Consider the following 20,333-nt stretch of genomic DNA (forward strand, 5'->3'; position numbering starts at 1 on the left):
ATTCCCTACAATTGGTTTTTTTGCGCCCAATTCTTGCCCCACTTCCACGCAACATTGTGAACAATTGGGTGACCTGCGGCCAGAATTGACCGCTTAGGGCGACAGCAAGCTGAAACACGGACTGGTATTGTATCGACGTTTGCTGCGCTCTCACGACGAGGATTGTGTTAATGACGAGCGCAACGCCGCAAAACGACGACACCGGCATTCTGGCCTGTACCATCAGCCGAGATGTCCAGAACTTCGACCTGCTGATCGAGGACATGGAAGCCGCTTTGGGCGAGCGCTGGGGTGACCTTGGCTTTGCCGAGGCCCTTGCCTTTTTCAGCCAGCCTGAAGCTGAGTCTCTTCAATTCGTGGCCCTCGCGATCGACGGTGAGGACGAGGACAATCTGACCTTGATGGGTGAGATCATCACCCAGGCCAAGGAAAAGAAGATCAAAGTCGTCCTGATTGCCGAGGACGTGACCCCCGCCGCTCTTCATCAGTTGCTGCGAAAGGGTGCCGATGAATTCGTCCCCTACCCTCTTCCCGAGAACGAACTGCAGGAAGCGATCGACCGCATGAATGCGCCAGAACCTGTCGTGACTCCGCAACAGGTTTCCGTCCCGCTGGCCTCAGGAGCTTCGAAAGAAGGCGCTTTGTTTGTTGTTCAGGGCTTGGCCGGTGGTGTCGGTGCAACGACTCTGGCCGTGAACCTGGCCTGGGAATTGGCCACCGTATCGCAAAAGGATGCCCCAAAGGTCTGCCTGATCGATCTGGATCTGCAATACGGCACCATTTCGACCTATCTGGACCTGCCCCGCCGTGAAACCGTGTTCGAAATGCTGTCGGACACCGTGGCCATGGATGACGAAGTGTTTGGGCAAGCACTGCAGACATTCGACGAGAAGCTGGATGTTCTGACGGCCCCTACCGACATGGTGCCTCTGGATATTCTCACGCACGAAGACATCCAGCGGGTGATCGACATGGCCCGCAAGCACTACGACTATGTCGTGGTCGACATGCCGAAAACGCTGGTGCACTGGTCCGAGACCGTTTTGCAGGCTGCGCATGTCTATTTTGCTCTGATCGAACTGGATATGCGGTCCGCTCAGAACGCGTTGCGTCTGAAACGTGCCCTTCAAGCCGAGGAATTGCCGTTCAACAAACTTCGCTTTGCTTTGAACCGCGCACCCAAGTTCACGGATCTGAGCGGTAAAAGCCGCGTCAAGCGCATGGGTGAAAGCCTGGGAATCTCGATCGACCTGCAACTGCCGGACGGCGGCAAGCCGGTCATGCAAAGCGGCGACCATGGTCTGCCTTTGGCCAGCTCGGCCGGCAAAAACCCTCTTCGCCGCGAAATCGCAAAGCTGGCTCAATCCTTGCACAGCCTCGGCAGCAACAGCGCCGAAGCGGCATAACAAAGGCTATTAGGGGGAGAAACCGCCGTGTTCTCACGTTACAAAAAACCATCAGGTGCGCAGCCGGTTGCGACCCCTGCGCAAGCCCCCAAGGCCGCCGAAGCCCCAGCTGCTCCGGCAGCGGCACCGTCGCCGTCCACCGCGATTGCCCGCAAACCGGTGGCCAAAACCGCCGCGGAAGCCAAGGGCAACGACCGCGAACGCAAGCGCAAGGAACGGCTGAGCGAAATCAAGATCGAGCTGCATCGGGAACTTCTGGAAAACCTGAACCTTGCGGCTCTGGAAAACGCGGCCGAAGCCGAACTGCGCACCGAAATCAGCGCGATTGCGGGCGAGGTTCTGGAAGCCAAGAACATCGTTCTCAATCGCGAAGACCGGACCCAGTTGAACAAGGAATTGTACGACGAAGTCACCGGTCTGGGTCCACTGGAAACACTGCTTCAAGACGACTCGGTCAGCGATATTCTGGTCAACGGCCCGCATCAGATCTTTGTTGAACGCTTCGGCAAGCTCGAATTGAGCGACGTATCGTTCAAAGACGAAAAGCACCTGATGCGGATCATCGACAAGATCGTGTCCGCCGTTGGTCGACGGGTCGATGAATCCAACCCCTATGTTGACGCCCGTCTGCGCGACGGGTCTCGTTTCAACGCCATGGTTCCGCCGATCGCGGTGGACGGGTCCCTGGTTTCCATCCGGAAATTCAAGAAAGACAAGCTTGGCATCGACGACCTGGTCAATTTCGGGGCGTTTACCGAAGAAATGGCCGCGTATCTTCAGGCCGCCGTCTCCACTCGTCTGAACATCATCGTGTCTGGTGGTACGGGTTCGGGTAAGACGACCACGCTCAACGCGCTGTCCAGCTTCATCGATGACGCAGAACGCATTCTGACCATCGAGGACACGGCGGAACTGCAGCTGCAGCAAACCCATGTGGGTCGGATGGAAAGCCGCCCGCCCAACGTGGAAGGCAAAGGCGAAGTCAGCCCGCGCGACTGTCTGAAGAACGCTCTACGGATGCGCCCTGACCGCATCATCGTGGGCGAAACGCGCGGCGCCGAGGTGATCGACATGCTGCAGGCCATGAACACTGGCCATGACGGCTCGATGACCACGATCCACGCCAACTCGGCCCGCGACGGTATTTCGCGTCTTGAAAACATGATCGCGATGGCCGGGATCGAAATGCCGATCAAGGCCGTGCGCAGCCAGATCGCAAGCGCTGTGAACCTGATCGTCCAGGCCAGCCGCCTGCAGGATGGTTCGCGCCGCATGACCTCGATCACCGAGATCACGGGAATGGAAGGTGACGTAATCTCGATGCAGGAAATCTTTAAATTCCAACGAGTTGGCCTGACGCCCGACAATAAGATCATTGGTCATTTCACGGCCACCGGCGTTCGCAGCCACTATTCCGAACGGTTCCGTCTGTGGGGGTATGACCTGCCCGCATCGATCTACGAACCGACGACAATGTAGGAGATCAGGGCATGCAACTGCCAACCGAGGCGCTCATCTATGTCGCGATCTTCGTCGGGGTTCTGGCGCTGGTCGAAGGTATCTATCTGGTGGCTTTTGGCAAATCCATCAGCCTGAACAGCCGCGTCAATCGCCGTCTGGACATGATCGACAAAGGCGTCGGGCGCGAACAGGTTCTGGAGCAGCTGCGCAAGGAAATGCAGCAGCACATGAAGTCGCAGAGCATTCCGCTCTACTCGCTGTTGGCCGACAAGGCCCAGAAGGCGGCGATTGCCTTCAGCCCGCGGCAACTGGTCATGATCATGGCGCTGGTGTCCATGGTCGCGTTCATGGGCCTGAGCATCGGCACCAGAACCGACACCATCCTACGTGCGGCTCTGTCGATCGCAATCGGTGTCGGCGCTGTCTATGCCTGGGTCAATCACAAGGCCAAGAAGCGGATGGGCATGCTTGAGGAGCAGTTGCCCGATGCAGTGGAACTGATGGTGCGCTCACTTCGGGTCGGCAACCCTTTCGTTTCGACGATCCAGATCGTCGCGAACGAGGTGCAGGATCCGCTTGCGACCGAATTCGGCGTGATTGCCGACGAATGCGCCTATGGCCGTGACGTGGGCGAGGCGTTGAAGGACATGGCCGAACGTCTGGACATGCAGGATTTGCGCTTTCTCGCGGTCGCCGTTGGCATCCAGCAGCAGTCGGGCGGCAACTTGGCCGAGATCCTTGATGGGCTTGCCAAGGTGATCCGTGCACGGTTCCGTCTGTTCCGCAGGGTCAAGGCGATCACGGCCGAGGCGCAGTGGTCGGGCAAGTTCCTGTCGGGGTTCCCACTGTTTTGCCTGGTTTTCATTCTGGTCAAGGACCCCGGGTATTATGACTCGGTTCTGGACCACAAATGGTTCATTCCTGCCTGTTTTGTCGTGGGGATCATGCTGACGCTGAACCTGATCGTCATGCGCATTCTCACCAACATCAAGGTCTGAGGGCACGACCATGGAATTTCTGACCCAAATCAACGACATGCTGACGGATCAATTGGGCGAGTTCGGCCCGCTGATCGTCGTCGGCGTGCTGGGATTGTTCATGGTTCTGGTGACCATTCCGATCCTCTTGAACCAGCCGGAAGATCCCTTGAAAAAGCTGCAGCGTGCAAATGCTGCACCCAAAAAGGAAAAGCGCGGCAAGAAGGATCAGCTGCGCAACTCCGGCCGGAACGAACAGCTTGAAAAGTTCGCGACCTTCCTCGAGCCGAAAGATGAAGAAGAATACTCGGCCATGGAGCTCAAGCTGCGCCAGGCCGGTTACCGCTCGAAAGACTCTGTTCGGTTCTTCCACTTTGCGCAATTTGCGTTGGGGATCACCGGGATCGTTTTGGGTGTTCTCCTGGTGACCGTGTTTTCAAACGGGCAGGAATTCACCGGCCAGCAAATGATGATCCGCGTTCTGGTACCGGGTGCCATTGGATACTACATCCCCAAATACTGGATCACGCGCCGGATCGAAGAGCGCAAGGAGAACATTACCGCGGGCTTTCCCGACACGCTTGACCTGATGCTGGTCTGTGTGGAAGCCGGTCAGTCTCTGGACCAGGCGATCGTGCGTGTGGCCGGAGAGATGAAAGCCTCCTACCCCGATATTGCCCAGGAATTCGAGATCGTCGCCTATGAGATGAAGGCCGGCAAAGAGAAAGATCAAGTTCTGCGCGATTTCGGGACGCGCTGCGGTGTCCAGGATGTGAGCTCTTTCGTGACGGTGATGATCCAATCGGCCACATTCGGTACGTCGATTGCCGACGCCCTGCGGGTTTATGCCGGCGAGATGCGCGACAAACGCGTCATGCGCGCCGAAGAAGCCGCGAACAAGTTGCCAACGAAAATGACCCTTGCCACAATGATGCTGACGGTGCCGCCGCTGCTGATCATTCTGGTCGGTCCCTCGGCAAAAGGCATCATGGAGTTCGGTAACAGAGGCCAATAAGCCCATGCCCTCATGCAACCGGTGCGCCCGCTTCGGGCTCCACCGCCTGATGATAGCCACCGCGGTTCTTGCCGTGGTGGCTTCGTGTACGGACCCAAGTCTTTCGAACGGGCCTTTCGCCCCCGGCGTCGACCCCAAAGGTGGGCCGATTGACGAAATTGCTGTCGGGAACCGATTGATGGCAGCCGGAGAATACGAACTGGCCATGGAATCGTTCACCCGCGCGGCCCTGACGGAAGGGATGACCCCGGAAATCCTGACCTCGATCGGAACCGCCAATCTCGGCCTCAGGCGGCTGGGACAAGCCGAACCCCTCTTGCGACAAGCGGTCGAGGAAGACCCGGATTGGTCGGTTGCGTGGAACAATCTCGGCGTTCTGCTGATGGAAAAAGGTGAGTATGCCGAGGCCGCGCAGGTCTTCCAAAGGGCCTATGCGCTGGACAATGGCGAAAGTGACGCAATCCGTGACAATCTTCGCTTAGCGCTCGCAAAAATGGAAAATCCTGTTAATAATACACCACAAGAACAAGAATATACGCTGGAGCAGCAAGGGAACGGAGCTTTCCTGCTGCGGAAGAACCAGTAACAGAGGCAAGAGCAGTAAGGGACGCAAAAATGCGCCAACAATTCCTGATTCCGACAGTCGTCGTGTGCGGGCTGATCCTGTCTGCATGCGCAAAAGAAACCGAAGAGGAAAAGGTCGAACGCACGTTCCAGGAAGTGAACGTCATCGATGAGACGAACCTCAACGACGTGATGCTCAATGCGGCTGACCCGAACGAGGCAGTGACCTATTTCCGTGGAGCAGCCGGCAAGAATCCAGATCGGATCGATTTGCAGCGCGGCCTTGCCATTTCGCTGACTCGCGCCAAGCGCAGCACCGAAGCATCGGCCGCCTGGAAGCGCGTGACCGCGATGTCCGGTGCAACGAACGCGGATCGCGTCGATTATGCGGACTCGTTGGTCCGCAGTGGTGATTGGAAGGCGGCAAAGGCAGCGCTGGACCAGATCCCCCCGACCTACGAGACGTTCAAACGCTATCGGCTTGAAGCCTTGGTGGCAGATGCCAGCAAGGATTGGAAGCGTGCGGACCAGTTCTATGAAACCGCAATCGGGCTGACCACACGGCCGGCCGGCGTGATGAACAACTGGGGGTATTCCAAGTTGACCCGCGGCCAATATTCCGAGGCCGAGCGCCTGTTCACCGAAGCCATCCGACAGGACAGTTCACTGTTCACGGCAAAGAACAATCTGGTTCTTGCCCGCTCGGCGCAGGGGAATTATTCCATGCCGGTGATCCCGATGTCCCAGACCGAACGTGCGGAACTCTTGAACACGATGGGCATCTCGGCCGTGAAGCGCGGTGACATCAACACTGCCAAGAACCTGTTCCGAGAAGCCATCGCCACCCATCCGCAGCATTTCGACGAAGCGGTCCGGTCGCTCCGCGCGCTCGAGGAAGCATAAGGCATGGCAATTCCTGCAGTGGCAGCCCTGTGGTTTCTACCATTTGTGCTGCCCATCTGTTTCTATGTCGCGTTCACCGACATGCGGGAAATGAAGATCAAGAACCATGCGGTCACAGCTCTGGCGCTGGTTTTTGTGGTGGTCGGGCTGATTGTGCTGCCACCTTGGTCGGGCGAATGGGTTGGGGCCAGCATCGGGCCCTTGCAGTTTTCTCTGCCGGTCTATGCCTGGCAGCTGTTCCATCTGGTGGTCGTGCTGTTTTTTGGCATTCTTCTCAATGCCGCAGGCGCCATGGGTGCGGGCGACGCCAAGTTCTGCGCGGCTGCGGCTCCGTTCGTATGGGTTGGTGATTTCTTGCTGGTGATGGTGATTCTGATGGTCACGACGCTGGCCGCGTTTGCCACCCATCGGCTGGCCAAATACTCTCGCCTGCGCCAGATCGCTCCGAACTGGGAAAGCTGGGATCAGGGCAAGAATTTCCCCATGGGGCTGGCCTTGGGTGCGAGTCTTGGCATCTATTTGATTTTGGGCGCAATTAACGGCTCGTAAACCATCATGTCTGCGCCTTGCCCGCGCCTTGGTCCTGCCACAAAGCTGCGCCAGATTTTCCGCAAGTGGTCCCTTTCGGGACACAAGGATTGACAACTGGATATACGAGCCGCGCTCATGAACATGCAGACCTCATCCGTTATGGCTCCTCCTGCCCCGAAGGGTCTGGGGGAAATGCAGCTTCCGCTTGTTATGATGCGGGACATCCTTCTGAAGACCGTTTTCCGCAAGAATGTGGACACGGTGAGCGAGATCGCCGCCTCGATCTGTCTGCCGAGTTCGGTGACGCAGGAATTGGTCGACATCGCCCGCGAACAGAAGCTGCTTGAGGCGACTGGGACATTGAACGCCAACAGCGGCAACGAAATGGGCTATCAACTGACCGACGCCGGCAAGGCACGGGCGTTGGACGCGCTGAGTCAATCCGAATACTTTGGCGCCATGCCCGTTCCGCTGGAAGTCTACCGCGAGCAGGTCAAACGACAGTCGATCCGGAACATCCAAGTCACGCGCGATCAGCTGACCGGCGCCATGGGGCACCTTGTCCTGCCGGACAGCCTGCTTGACCACCTGGGCCCTGCGGTCAGCGCCGGTCGCTCGATCCTGATGTACGGCCCGCCGGGTAACGGTAAGTCTTCGATTTCAAACGGAATTCGGGATGCGTTGGGTGACAACGTCTTTGTTCCGTATGCCATCGAATATGCCGGTCAGGTGATTACCGTGTACGACCCGATCGTGCACACAGCGATCGAGCAAGAGGCTGACGACCCGAACAGCCTGCGCCGCCGCAAGCGGTTCGACACGCGGTACGTCCAGTGTGAACGCCCCACGGTGGTCACGGGTGGTGAACTGTCGCTGAGCATGCTGGACCTGGTCTACAACCCCACGGCGCGCACCTATCAGGCGCCGCTGCAGCTGAAATCGACCGGCGGCATCTTCATCGTGGACGACCTTGGCCGCCAGGCCGAGCCGCCGCAGGCCCTGATCAACCGGTGGATTGTTCCGCTGGAAGAGGGCAAGGACATTCTGGGCCTTCAGTCGGGTGAAAAGTTCGAAGTTCCCTTCGACACGCTGGTCATCTTCTCGACCAACTTCCACCCGAACGAGATCTTCGACCAGGCCGCGCTTCGCCGGATCTTCTTCAAGATCAAGATCGACGGCCCGAACCAGGAAAACTTCCTGAAGATCTTCGCCATGGTGGCCCGCAAGCGCGGCATTCCGTTGGACGAAGCCGCACTGGTACATCTGTTGAAGGTCAAATACCCGACCATCAACAATGTCTATGCGAACTATCAGCCGATCTTCCTGATCGATCAGATGATCTCGATCTGCGAATTCGAGGGCATCCCCTATCAAATGAGCCCGGAATTGATCGACCGCGCCTGGGCGAACATGTTCGTCAAGGACGAGGAAATCGTTAAGTAAGACGGGCCCAAACCGCATTCCGCTTTGTCACCGGGCGGGCTAGTCTGCGCATATGACGCAGATTCCCGCCCGGATTGACACCTGGTTTACCGCCAGAGGTTGGTCCATCCACCCGCATCAACAGGCCATGATCGACCGGGCGCGGGCCCCGGCGACGCTGTTGATCGCGCCCACGGGTGGCGGCAAGACGATGGCCGGGTTCCTGCCCTCGCTGATCGAACTGGCCGAGGGGCGGCACGCGGGGCTGCACACGATCTATGTCTCGCCGCTCAAAGCGCTGGCCGCCGACATCAAGCGCAACCTGCGCGGCCCGGCCGACGAGATGGGCTTGCCGATCCGGATCGAGGATCGCACCGGCGATACCACCCCCACCCAGAAGAAACGCCAGCGCGTCGACCCGCCGCATATCCTGCTGACGACCCCGGAAAGCCTGGCGCTGCTGACGTCCTACGAGGACGCGCCGCGCATGTTCCAAGGCGTCCAGCGCGTGATCGTGGACGAGATACACGCGCTGGCCGAAAGCAAGCGGGGCGACCAGTTGATGCTGGCCCTGGCCCGCCTTCAGACCCTGTGCCCCGATCTGCGGCGCGTGGGCCTGTCGGCGACGGTCGAGGACCCGAACGCCATCGCGCGCTTTCTGGCCCGCCACCCCGACCCTTGCGACATCGTTCTGGCCGACCCCGGCCCCGACCCCGATATCGCCATGCTTCAAACGGCCGAAATGCCGCCTTGGGCCGGGGGCGGCGCGGCCTATGCCATTCCGGCGGTGCTGGAGCAGGTCCGGCGGCACAAAACGACGCTGATTTTCCACAACACCCGCGCTCAGGCCGAGATCTTCTTTCACAACCTGTGGCTGGCCAATGACGAAGGCCTGCCCATCGGCATCCACCATGGCAGCCTCGACCGGCAACAGCGCGAACGGGTCGAGGCGGCAATGGTCCGTGGCGACCTGCGCGCCATCGTCTGCACCGGCAGCCTTGATCTGGGAATCGATTGGGGCGACGTGGACCTTGTGATCCAGATCGGCGCCCCCAAAAACGTCAAGCGCCTGGTCCAGCGGATCGGGCGGGCCAACCACCGCTACAACGCGCCGTCCAAGGCCCTGCTGGTGCCTGCCAACAGGTTCGAGGTGGTCGAATGCGTCGCCGCGCTGGAGGCCGCGCGCGCGCACGATCTGGACGGCGAGCCGCGCGGCCCCGGCCCGCGTGACGCTTTGTGCCAACACATCCTGATCGCGGCCTGCGCCGGACCGTTCGATGCCGATGCCCTTTATGCCGAGGTCACCTCGGCCGGTCCCTATGCCGATCTGTCCCGCGCGGCCTTCGATGCCTGTCTGGAGTTCTGCGCAACTGGTGGCTATGCGCTGCGGGCCTATGACCGCTGGCAGCGCCTGCAACAGCGCCCCGACGGGTTGTGGCAGCTGCGTGACCCGCGCGCGGCGCAACGCATCCGCATGAACCTGGGCACGATCCAGGACAGCGATACCCTGAAGGTCCGGCTGAAACGCAACCGGGGCGGCAAACCCTTGGGCGAGGTCGAAGAGGCCTTTGCCGCATCGCTGACCCCCGGCGACACCTTCCTGATCGGCGGTCAGATCGTGCGCTATGAAGGGCTGCGCGAAACGGTTGTCGAGGTCACGCGCCGTGCGGACAAAAAGCCCAAGATCGCCACCTTCTCGGGCACCAAGTTCGCCACTTCGACCCAGCTGAGCGACCGCATCCTGCGGATGTTCGCACAGCCCGGCTGGCCGCAACTGCCCGAACATACGGGTGAATGGCTGGAACTGCAGCGCCGGATGTCGCGGCTGCCCGGGCGTGACCGGCTGTTGATCGAGAGCTTTCCCAATGACGGCCGCGAAAACCTGTGCGTCTACGGCTTTGCCGGACGCAACGCACAACAGACGCTGGGTCTGCTGCTGACCAAACGTATGGAGGAAACCGGGCTGGCCCCGCTGGGCTTTGTCGCGACCGACTATGCCACGCTGATCTGGGGACTGGACGCGGTCACCGATCCCAGCCCCCTGTTCCAGATCGAGGCCCTGCGCGACGGGTTGGACAACTGGCTGGCGGGCAACGCGGTGATGAAACGGACCTTCCGCGCTTCGGCCACCATCGCCGGGCTGATCGAGCGCAACACAGGTGGCCAACGCAAAAGCGGGCGGCAGGCGACCTTTTCGTCGGACATCCTGTACGACACGCTGCAGAAATACGACCCCAACCACCTGCTGATGCAGATCACCCGCGAAGAAGCCATGCGCGGGCTGGTCGATTTCGGACGGATCGAGGCCATGATCGCGCGCATCGGCGACCGGATCGACCTGATCCGGCTGGACCGGGTGTCACCACTGGCGGCGCCCTTGCTGCTCGAGGTGGGAAAGGTTCCGGTCAAGGGCGCGGCCGAAGAGCGGCTGCTGGCGGAAGAAAGCGCCCGTCTGTTGCGCGACGCTGGCCTGGAACCCGCCTGAAGAAACGACTTGCAAATCACGGCCCGACGGGCAAAGAACGGACCATGAACAGCCTTGAATTTTCGTTTGCGGGTGCCCGGCTGCACGCCATGGGATCGGGCGCGCTTTGGTGGCCGGCGCACGATCTTCTTTGTGTTTCGGACCTGCACTTGGGCAAGTCATCTCGGATCGTTCGGCGGGGCGGACCGGCCCTTCCCCCTTATGACAACCGAGAGACACTGTCCCGGCTGGCCGCCGATCTGGACACGACCGGCGCCAAGACGGTGGTATGCTTGGGGGACAGTTTCGATGATCTCGAAGCCTCGGAAACGCTGAGCGATGCAGATCGGCTCGAGATTTCTGCGCTGCAGGCCGGGCGGCTGTGGATCTGGATAGAGGGCAACCATGATCCGGGTCCCGTCGCGCTGAGCGGCACCCATCTGGCCGAGTGGAGCCAAGACGTGCTGGTCTTCCGCCATATTGCGGAACCCGACGCGCAAGGCGAAGTTTCAGGGCATTTTCACCCCAAGGTCCGGCTCAATGCGCCGGGCCGCATGATCTCGCGCCCGGCATTTTTGTTTGACCGGTGTCGGGTGATCATGCCGGCTTATGGGACATATACTGGAGGGCTGCGCAGCTCGGATACCGCGTTGTCTCAGTTGATGCAGCCGGACGCCCGTGCCATTCTGACCGGCCCGCAGCCACAGCTGACGGTGATGCCGCGTTAGCCGACAGCTGGTTCAGATCACACCGTCTTCTTCGAGTTTGGGTTTGTATTTGCGGCTGACGGGAACCAGATCATCGTTCCGAAGGCGCAGGTAGGTTTTGCCGTTGTTTTTCCGAATTTCCAGAATGGCCGCGTCCGTAACCCAATGGGATCTGTGGGTACAATGGCCCGAAATCGGCTCCATCTCAGCAATCGCGTCAGTAAAGCGCGACCGGATCGTATAGGTTCCGCTGGTGGTCACCACATCAACGTAGTGATCCCGGACCGCAAGCCGCAGGATATCACCACGAAACCCGTCCGGCAGGCGGCTCACCAAACGGGGTTGGGGTGCTTTGATGACTTCGTCATTTTCAGGCGGGGCTTCGCCTTTGCTGACCAGAACCAGACCTGTGCTAAACAGCGCACCGTAGGTGCCAACCGCCAGCAAACCGGGGGCATCGTGGCCACTGGCAGCGCACAGGATCCACGTCAGGATCCACAACGCAGGCGTGAACAATACAAGGATCACCAAGGCAAACGCCACGTCCCGAACCGTCAGTCCGACATGGTCCAGACGATCCTTCACCAACTGCCGAGACCCCCACGTTGCCACAACCGCCAGAATCATCACTCCTGCCCAGAACGCCAGACGTACGGAAAAGGGTAGATCCATTTCTCGGAACGGTGGAAAAGCATAGGCGAGCAACGGGACGAACAGAATACCGGCGACCACCCTCTGAGGCGTGCATTCTGCAATGAATGGGCTCAGTTTTGACAACATATCAAAATCAATGAGCAGCCTTTCGGGACCCAGCCCTTGTCCCTCAGACGCCCACTTATTCACTTCGTAACCGGCTGGAAACTCAAGCTTATCACGAAATGTCAGACAATCAAACACGTTTGCGGCGTGCTAGTGGGGGTCGTTTCATCCCCACGTTGGCCCCGGGGCGGACGCTCCGCCCCAGGGCCGCCAGTGGTCAGGCCGTCAGGCCTTCGGGCTCGGGCAGGCCGTTCGACCGGCAACAAGCCGTCAGAGTGTTGGCCAACAGGCAGGCGATGGTCATCGGACCAACACCACCGGGAACCGGTGTAATAGCGCCTGCGCGCTCGGCCGCGCTTGCATAGTCCACGTCGCCGACCAGCTTGGTTTTTCCATCACGCTCGATCCGGTTGATGCCAACGTCGATGACGGTGGCACCCTCCTTGATCCAGTCGCCAGGTACCATCTCGGGGCGGCCCACCGCGGCCACGACGATATCGGCGCGACGCACGACATCGGGCAAGTCTTTGGTACGGCTGTGCGCGATGGTCACGGTGCAGCTGTCGCCCAGCAATAATTGGGCCATCGGCTTACCCACGATGTTCGACCGGCCGATCACCACCGCATCCATGCCGGACAACGAGCCATGATGATCGCGCAACATCATCAGGCAGCCCAACGGCGTGCAGGGAACCATGGACTTCTGACCGGTGCCCAACAGACCAACGTTCGAGATGTGGAACCCGTCGACATCCTTGGCCGGGTCGATCGAGTTGATTACCAGGTCCTCATTCAGATGTTTGGGCAGCGGAAGCTGGACCAGAATGCCATGCACCGCGGGATCGTTGTTCAGCTTCTCGATCAAGGCCAGCAGATCTGCCTCGGACGTGTCGACATCCAGCTTGTGCTCGTATGAGTTCATGCCCACTTCGACAGTCATCTTGCCCTTGGAGCGGACATAGACCTGGCTGGCCGGATCTTCACCGACCAGGACTACTGCCAGACCGGGGGTGATGCCGTTTTCTTCCTTGAGTTTTGCAACCTGGTCGGCGACTTGCGCGCGGACCTTGGCCGCAAAGGCCTTGCCGTCGATGACTTGAGCTACCATCCTTTGATCCCTTCTTTCAAAAAGCGGATCGGGCGCGAAGGGCGCCCGGTCATTCAGTCGGGGCCGAGCACGTTCTCCTCGCGCGCAATCGACCAATCAATCAAGATGCGCCAAAGCCTTTCGGTCAGATCGGGGTCCATGCCCACCTCAACCGAGTTTGAACGCACCTTTTGCACCACATCCTCGACACGCTCGGGTATACGGGCCGGCAGGCCCTCGCCCGGTTTCAATTCGGACGCGCGATCGATGTAGGTTGCGCGCGTCGCCAACAGTTCGATCAGTTGGCGGTCCAGCTTGTCGATCTGAACCCGCAATTCCTGCATGGAATGACAGTCCTGCGGCAGTGTCAGAGTGGGCATCGCAATCTCCTCATGGCCCGGGGATTCCCCGGACCACGAGATGTCTTATTCAGCGGCTTAGAACAAGCCCTCGATCTGCCCTTCGTCGTTGAGGCGGATTGTCTCAGCCGCCGGTTTGCGGGGCAGACCGGGCATGGTCATGATCTCACCGCAGACCACCACGATAAAGCCGGCACCCGCCGACAGGCGCACCTCGCGCACCGGAACCGAGTGGCCGGTGGGCGCGCCGCGCAGCGACGGATCGGTCGAGAAGGAATACTGTGTCTTGGCCATGCAGACCGGCAGATTGCGGTATCCGGCGGCTTCCCATTCCTTCAACTGGTTGCGGATCTTGGCATCGGCCAGAACCTCGTCGGCGCGGTAGATGCGCTTGGCGATGGTCTCGATCTTCTCGAACAGGGACATTTCGTCGGGGTAGATCGGCGCAAAATTCGCGGTACCGGCATCAGCCAGTTCAACGACTTTTTTTGCCAGATCTGCAGATCCTTCCGAGCCCAGTTCCCAATGCCGCGACAGAACCGCCTCAACCCCATGCTCGGCGCAGTAGTCCTTGACCGCCTGAACCTCGGCATCGGTATCGGTGACAAAGTGGTTGATCGCGACGACGACCGGCACGCCGAAGGATTTCACGTTTTCGATGTGGCGGCCCAGGTTGGCACAGCCCGACTTTACCGCGTCGACGTTTTCCGCGCCCAGATCGGCCTTGGCCACGCCGCCATTCATCTTCATCGCGCGAACCGTTGCAACCAGCACCACGGCCGACGGCGCAATGCCTGCCTTGCGGCACTTGATATTCATGAACTTCTCCGCGCCCAGATCGGCCCCGAATCCGGCCTCGGTCACGACATAGTCGGCTACCTTCAGCGCGGTCTTGGTCGCGATGACCGAGTTGCAGCCATGCGCGATGTTGGCAAACGGGCCGCCATGCACGAAGGCCGGGTTGTTTTCCAGCGTCTGCACCAGGTTGGGCTGCATCGCGTCTTTCAGAAGAACGGTCATCGCGCCTTCGGCCTTGATGTCGCGGCAATAAACCGGGGTCTTGTCACGGCGGTAGGCCACGATGATGTCGCCCAGGCGCTTTTCAAGATCCTTCAGGTCGTTGGCCAGGCACAGGATCGCCATGACCTCGGACGCAACGGTAATGTCGAAACCTGCTTCACGCGGGAAACCGTTCGACACGCCCCCCAAAGAGGCCGTGATCTGGCGCAGGGCGCGGTCGTTCATGTCGACGACCCGGCGCCAAACGACGCGGCGGGTATCGATTTCCAGCTCGTTGCCCCAATAGATGTGGTTGTCGATCATCGCCGACAGCAGCGAGTGGGCCGAGGTGATGGCGTGGAAGTCACCGGTGAAGTGCAGGTTCATCTCTTCCATCGGAACGACCTGCGCATAGCCACCGCCCGCGGCCCCCCCCTTCATGCCGAAGTTCGGACCAAGCGAGGCCTCGCGGATACAGATCATCGCATTCTTGCCGATCCGGTTCAGGCCATCACCCAAACCGACGGTTGTGGTGGTCTTGCCCTCGCCCGCGGGCGTCGGGTTGATTGCAGTCACAAGGATCAGCTTGCCATCTTCGCGGTCCTGGACCGAGTTGATGAAATTCTGGCTTACCTTGGCCTTGTCATGGCCGTATGGCAGCAGGTCGTCGCTCGAGATGCCGATTTTTGCACCAATCTCCTGGATTGGCTTCTTGTTCGCCTCGCGAGCGATTTCAATGTCGGATTTGTAGCTCATTGGGCAAGATCCCTGATTGAATTCCGTGCAAAACCGACGCCGCGCGTCGGTGCTGCCAAATCCATACCGTTGTGTACGGTTTGAATGGATGTGGATTCCGACATTTTCAGGCCGCGAAACGGCGTAGGACTTGTTCGGACGTATCTAATCGGAAACCGCCGTCTGTTTTGGGTTCCATGCGCGCTGATCGGGGACGTAAAGGGTCAGACTGTCTCCGAGCCTCAGAAGCCCCGGCCGTTCGATCCAAGCAGTCACCCCGCGCCGGCCCTGTGCGGCCGGTTTGAAGCGGGCGCCGTGCCCCGGTGACTCTGCTTCGATTTCACGTCCGGGCAGGACACAAGGGCGGTTCTCCATATCGACGGTCAGGGTCAATCCCGTATCCGCCTGCAGCCGAGACGAGGGCGGAACATGCGTGAAATCCGGAATGCCCTCGACAACGATACTTGCACCCAAAAGGGCCGGATCCAGCCGGTCCACGCCCATGTCAGAAGCAATGGCCGCCATTTCCTCGGCAGCCAGGATCGTCAGCTGTCGCACGTTACGGATTTCGGTGCCTTCCGGGTACAGGTTCTTGACCCGCACGCAGGATGGTCGATTGAGTCCTTCATGACGCGCGCCAATGTCGCCCGAGAACCCAAGGTCGAGCTGCGGCACCGGCTGAGCCCGCAGGGATTGCCCGGCGGGAACGTGGCCCAACCAGACGACCCGGGCCTTGAATTCGGTTTCACGCAGGACAGGCATGCCATTTCCTTTCGACAGCGGATCAAAGTTCGCTGCAGCCTAACGCTCGCTGCCCTGATGAAAAGGCCGAAAAGAAAAGACCCGGCTCTGGGGCCGGGTCTCTTGCGTCATGCCGAAGGTTCAGGCTCCATCCCGCCCTCGGGCGGGGTCTTCTTGACCTTGGTCTTGGGAATCGCCGTCACGCTCGCGGCATTGCCGTGATCGGACTTGTCGCTTTCGTCGTCACTCTCATTCGGCGGTTCGCCATTCATGACGCGCTTGATTTCGTCACCCGTCAGAGTTTCGTATTCAAGCAGACCCTGAGCCAGACGCTCCCATTCTTCCTTGTGTTCGGTCAGGATCTGATGGGCGCGGTCATATCCCTGCTGGATCAGCCGTTTGACCTCTTCCTCGATCAGTTCCTTGGTATGGGCCGAAACCGAGAACCCGGCCGTGTTGCCCTGATAGCCTTCATGCGCCTCGGCATAGTCGATGTTGCCGACCTTGTCGGACATGCCCCAACGCATCACCATGGCCCGCGCCAATTGGCTGGCCTGCATGATGTCGCCGGCCGGGCCGTTCGAGACGTGGTCTTCACCGTATTTGATGACCTCGGCCGCCTTGCCCGCCATGGTCATGGCCAGCTTCTGCTCACATTCGTCCCTGTGATAGTTCAGCTGGTCCATTTCAGGCAGGCTTACCACCATGCCCAGCGCGCCGCCGCGCGGGATGATCGTGGCCTTGTAGACCGGATCGCACAACGGCAGGGTCATGCCGACCACGGCATGGCCGGCCTCGTGATAGGCGGTCTTTTCCTTCTGGTCCTGGGTCAGCACCATCGAGCGGCGCTCGGCCCCCATCATCACCTTGTCCTTGGCGTTCTCGAAGTCTTCCATGGTGACAAAGCGCCGACCGACACGTGCGGCCATCAGCGCGGCTTCGTTAACAAGGTTGGCAAGGTCAGCCCCCGAGAAGCCGGGTGTGCCGCGCGCGATGATGCGCAGATCGACATCCGGACCCAAAGGCGTCTTGCGGGCGTGAACGCCAAGAATCTTTTCGCGACCTTTGATGTCCGGGTTGCCGACGGTCACCTGACGGTCAAAGCGGCCCGGGCGCAGCAGCGCCGGGTCGAGCACGTCCTTGCGGTTGGTTGCAGCCAGGATGATGACGCCCTCGTTTGCCTCGAACCCGTCCATCTCGACCAGAAGCTGGTTCAGGGTCTGTTCGCGTTCGTCGTTGCCCCCGCCATATCCGGCACCACGATGGCGGCCAACGGCGTCGATCTCGTCGATGAACACGATGCAGGGCGCGTTCTTCTTGGCCTGTTCGAACATGTCGCGCACGCGGGACGCGCCCACACCCACGAACATTTCCACGAAGTCCGAACCGGAAATGGTGAAGAACGGAACGCCGGCCTCGCCTGCAATCGCACGGGCCAGCAGCGTCTTGCCGGTGCCCGGAGGGCCAACCAGCAGCGCACCTTTCGGGATCTTGCCGCCAAGGCGCGAGAATTTCTGCGGGTTGCGCAGGAATTCGACGATCTCTTCCAACTCTTCCTTGGCCTCGTCGATGCCCGCCACGTCGTCAAAGGTCACGCGGCCGTGCTTTTCGGTCAGCATCTTGGCCTTGGACTTGCCAAAGCCCATGGCACCGCCTTTGCCACCGCCCTGCATCCGGTTCATGAAATAGACCCAGACACCGATCAGCAGCAGGAACGGCAGCAGCGTGATCAGGAAAGACTGGAAACCCGATTGCTGTTGCTTTTCCGCCCGCACGGGGATGTCTTTCTCGATCAGCAGCTTGGTGACTTCGGCATCACCGGGCTTGATCGTGACGAAATTCCCGCCGGAACTGGTTGTGTAACGGATCTGCTCACCATCCAGCGTCACGCCTTTTACGTCGCCTGCTTCGACGGCGCTTACGAAATCCGAATAGGTTTTTTCATTGCTCTGGAGGGTTCCTCCCGGTCCGCTGAACAGATTGAACAGTGCAAGGATCAACAGGAAGAGAACGACCCAGAAGGCTATATTGCGAGCGTTGCCCAAGAAAATTCTCCCAAAAGACATCGGCAGATGAGGCGCTGCCGGGTTGCCTCTTAAAATAGAGATGATTGAAGCAGGTTCAATGCGATAAAAAAGAAGCCGAAAGCTCGGGGAATTTCGGGTCCATTTCAAACGTCCATCCGTTCAAAAAACCGGCAAATGGCGCGGACACGATTTGGTCGCCCAGCCAAACGGCGGGCGTGGCCATCAGCACCATGCGCGGCACCCCTGTCGCGCGCCAGTCGGGTACTTGTGGCAACCCGGTCTCGCCAAGCGCACGGATCTGTGCTCCGGGCGTGTCCGGCCCTGTCGCGATCCAACGCCCATCCCAGAGTTCGGCCGGTCGGGCCACGCATGCCGAAACGGCGGTCAGCTCTCTGCAAAACCACGAACTATTCCCGTCCGTCAGGATTTGACAACCGCTCAGCGTCGACGAACGTCCCGCAATAACGGCCTGTACGACCTGCTCGACTTTGCTTTGCCGCGGCGGGTACCCCGGACCCGTGATCCGCTGGAGGATCCCGACAACAAGCCGGCGCTGTATTTCTTCAGGCAGCGCGCCAAAACCGGCGCGATCCACACGCACCGCACAGGCTTTCTCTTTCGCAACACGGCGGGCGGATTCCTGCGCAAAATGCTCAAGCGCCCGGTTCGCACGCCCGAGGTTCGCGGCAACGCGGGACAAACGTTCAGCCGTGATCCCCAAGCCGGACAGATGGCCCAACGCCTCGCGGGCCTTGATCCGGTCAAAGCGCAAGTCCTGATTCGAAGGGTCTTCGATCCATCGCACCCCCTCAGCCTGTAGGTAGTCCCGCAAGGCGGTGCGCATTTCGCCCAGCAAAGGTCGCCAAAGCGTGACACCCTCCAGTTCGCGCGCGAAAGACATGGCCGACAATCCGCGCACGCCAGCGGCGCGCCCTAGACGCATCAACACGGTTTCCGCCTGATCATCTGCGGTATGGCCCAGAGCGACCGCAGGAATGTCCTGCGACACCGCCCAGTCCCGCAGCAAACCGTAGCGCGCCTGCCGAGCCTGATCCTGCAGGTTTCCCGACCGGTCCCATCCCGTCCATTTCAGAGTGACATGGGACACGCCCAAATGTGCACATGTCTCGGAAACACTGGCGGCCTCGGCGGCCGCATCCGGCCTCAGGCCGTGATCGACAGTGGCCGCAAACAGCCGAACATCTTCATCCCGGGCGATCCGGACCAAAAGATGCAGCAATGCAAGCGAGTCGCTTCCACCGGACACGGCCACGCCCAGTCGCGACGGAAGCGTTTCGGGCAACAGCGCCCTGACGCGCTCCGGAAGGATGTCGGCTGGTGAGTTCAAGAACAGCTCAGCGACGCCATTTCCTCGGTTGCCGTGGCCACAAAGGCCGACGACGGGAACCGGACGCCGACTTCTCCAAGCGTGATACAAGCCTGCTCAACCTGGCCCAACCGACCCAATGCTGCCCCAAGTTCGTACAACGCCTCGGGGGCCACCGGCCCTTCGGAATCGCCGGTAAAGCTGGCAAGGAAGGCCCGGGCCGCTTCGCGGGTATCACCCAGCCCTTCCAGGGCCTGTCCTCGCCTCAGGTTGGCTTCGGGGGCCAGCGGGCTGCCGGGATACGCGCTGTCAAATTTCGCAAAAAGATCGGCCGCCGTCTGGAAATCTCCGTCCGCAAGGGCTTGCGACGCGGCATCAAAATCGGCTTGTTCACCTACGGCCAGTTCGACCTGGTCGCCGCCGGCGGCCTCGCCGGGCGTCGTCACCGGAGCGGTGATGGCCGCTGTGTCGCTATCTCCACCCAATGTCGGTGTGTCTTCGCCCGTGAACTCGCAACCGGGTTCCAGTTCGCAGAGACGGAATTCCAGATCTCCGATCCGGTTGGTTCCGTCCGTCACGACATTCTGAACACGCTGATTCAGTTGCTCGGTCTGCCGAGTCAGCCTCTGCAACTCGGCCTCAATGGCGTCAACGCGTTCCAGAATCGAACTGCCGGACAGGTTCGGCGCGGGCGAGCCTGTCGTGGAAAACTCGCGCTTGAGCCGTTGGATTTCGACATGCAGCACCGTCAGCTCCTGGCGAATATCGGCCAGAGTCTGCTGATCCTGCGCTTGCGCGCCGCTGGCAAGGGTCAAAGCCGCCGCCAGAACCAATCCCGCAATTCTCATC

Annotated in this window: 18 protein-coding genes; 10 read left to right on the top strand and 8 right to left on the bottom strand. The window is 60.3% G+C overall.

Going from position 1 to position 20,333, the window contains the following annotated elements:
* Positions 1-170: 170 nt before the first annotated feature.
* The 10 genes from AC2FML_RS06605 to pdeM all read left to right on the top strand — a co-directional run bounded on the left by AC2FML_RS06605 (position 171) and on the right by pdeM (position 11,471).
* Entirely contained in the window at positions 171-1,406 is a 1,236-nt protein-coding gene (locus AC2FML_RS06605) for a CpaE/TadZ family protein (protein ID WP_093962757.1), read from the top strand.
* A 27-nt stretch (positions 1,407-1,433) separates the two neighbouring features.
* A complete protein-coding gene (locus tag AC2FML_RS06610) occupies positions 1,434-2,885 on the top strand; it encodes a TadA family conjugal transfer-associated ATPase (protein ID WP_170599157.1) in 1,452 nt (483 codons plus the stop codon).
* 11 nt (positions 2,886-2,896) lie between these two features.
* Entirely contained in the window at positions 2,897-3,865 is a 969-nt protein-coding gene (locus AC2FML_RS06615) for a type II secretion system F family protein (protein ID WP_170362931.1), read from the top strand.
* Positions 3,866-3,875: 10 nt separating this feature from the next.
* Positions 3,876-4,859, top strand: a complete 984-nt coding sequence (locus AC2FML_RS06620) for a type II secretion system F family protein (RefSeq protein WP_170337908.1) — start codon at positions 3,876-3,878, stop codon at positions 4,857-4,859.
* A gap of 4 nt (positions 4,860-4,863) precedes the next feature.
* Positions 4,864-5,445 (top strand): tetratricopeptide repeat protein, encoded by a 582-nt coding sequence (locus AC2FML_RS06625; protein WP_170370881.1) that lies wholly within the window; start codon positions 4,864-4,866, stop codon positions 5,443-5,445.
* A gap of 29 nt (positions 5,446-5,474) precedes the next feature.
* Positions 5,475-6,326, top strand: coding sequence for a tetratricopeptide repeat protein (locus AC2FML_RS06630; RefSeq protein ID WP_170358176.1), 852 nt, complete (start codon positions 5,475-5,477; stop codon positions 6,324-6,326).
* A gap of 3 nt (positions 6,327-6,329) precedes the next feature.
* The gene (locus tag AC2FML_RS06635) at positions 6,330-6,875 is read left to right on the top strand and encodes a prepilin peptidase (RefSeq protein ID WP_496782464.1); all 546 of its coding nucleotides are present in this window, start codon (positions 6,330-6,332) and stop codon (positions 6,873-6,875) included.
* Positions 6,876-6,992: 117 nt separating this feature from the next.
* Positions 6,993-8,300, top strand: a complete 1,308-nt coding sequence (locus AC2FML_RS06640; RefSeq protein WP_093962764.1) for a DUF8689 domain-containing protein — start codon at positions 6,993-6,995, stop codon at positions 8,298-8,300.
* 52 nt (positions 8,301-8,352) lie between these two features.
* A complete protein-coding gene (locus AC2FML_RS06645; RefSeq protein WP_496782466.1) occupies positions 8,353-10,764 on the top strand; it encodes a ligase-associated DNA damage response DEXH box helicase in 2,412 nt (803 codons plus the stop codon).
* Between the two features lie 44 nt (positions 10,765-10,808).
* Positions 10,809-11,471, top strand: a complete 663-nt coding sequence (gene pdeM / locus AC2FML_RS06650) for a ligase-associated DNA damage response endonuclease PdeM (protein WP_170435313.1) — start codon at positions 10,809-10,811, stop codon at positions 11,469-11,471.
* Positions 11,472-11,483: 12 nt separating this feature from the next.
* Here pdeM and AC2FML_RS06655 read toward each other — a convergent pair whose 3' ends face one another.
* From AC2FML_RS06655 to ybgF, 8 genes are all read right to left on the bottom strand, one after another.
* Entirely contained in the window at positions 11,484-12,347 is an 864-nt protein-coding gene (locus tag AC2FML_RS06655; protein WP_496782468.1) for a LytTR family DNA-binding domain-containing protein, read from the bottom strand.
* 79 nt (positions 12,348-12,426) lie between these two features.
* Positions 12,427-13,317, bottom strand: coding sequence for a bifunctional methylenetetrahydrofolate dehydrogenase/methenyltetrahydrofolate cyclohydrolase FolD (gene folD / locus AC2FML_RS06660; RefSeq protein WP_170337523.1), 891 nt, complete (start codon positions 13,315-13,317; stop codon positions 12,427-12,429).
* Between the two features lie 53 nt (positions 13,318-13,370).
* Positions 13,371-13,676: a chorismate mutase gene (locus AC2FML_RS06665; protein WP_170337522.1), complete on the bottom strand. Its 306-nt coding sequence runs from the start codon at positions 13,674-13,676 to the stop codon at positions 13,371-13,373.
* A 57-nt stretch (positions 13,677-13,733) separates the two neighbouring features.
* Positions 13,734-15,410: a formate--tetrahydrofolate ligase gene (locus tag AC2FML_RS06670; protein ID WP_170390652.1), complete on the bottom strand. Its 1,677-nt coding sequence runs from the start codon at positions 15,408-15,410 to the stop codon at positions 13,734-13,736.
* Between the two features lie 144 nt (positions 15,411-15,554).
* Positions 15,555-16,151 carry an MOSC domain-containing protein gene (locus tag AC2FML_RS06675; RefSeq protein ID WP_170358168.1) on the bottom strand — a complete coding sequence of 199 codons (597 nt, stop codon included), beginning with the start codon at positions 16,149-16,151 and terminating at the stop codon, positions 15,555-15,557.
* A gap of 107 nt (positions 16,152-16,258) precedes the next feature.
* Positions 16,259-18,175 (bottom strand): ATP-dependent zinc metalloprotease FtsH, encoded by a 1,917-nt coding sequence (ftsH, locus tag AC2FML_RS06680; RefSeq protein ID WP_093962771.1) that lies wholly within the window; start codon positions 18,173-18,175, stop codon positions 16,259-16,261.
* A gap of 76 nt (positions 18,176-18,251) precedes the next feature.
* A complete protein-coding gene (tilS, locus tag AC2FML_RS06685) occupies positions 18,252-19,505 on the bottom strand; it encodes a tRNA lysidine(34) synthetase TilS (RefSeq protein WP_496782471.1) in 1,254 nt (417 codons plus the stop codon).
* A complete protein-coding gene (gene ybgF / locus AC2FML_RS06690) occupies positions 19,502-20,332 on the bottom strand; it encodes a tol-pal system protein YbgF (RefSeq protein ID WP_496782473.1) in 831 nt (276 codons plus the stop codon). Before ybgF ends, tilS begins: the two co-directional genes overlap by 4 nt.
* Between the last annotated feature and the right edge of the window lies 1 nt (position 20,333).

The sequence above is a fragment of the Ruegeria sp. BHSC029 genome, assembly GCF_059613085.1.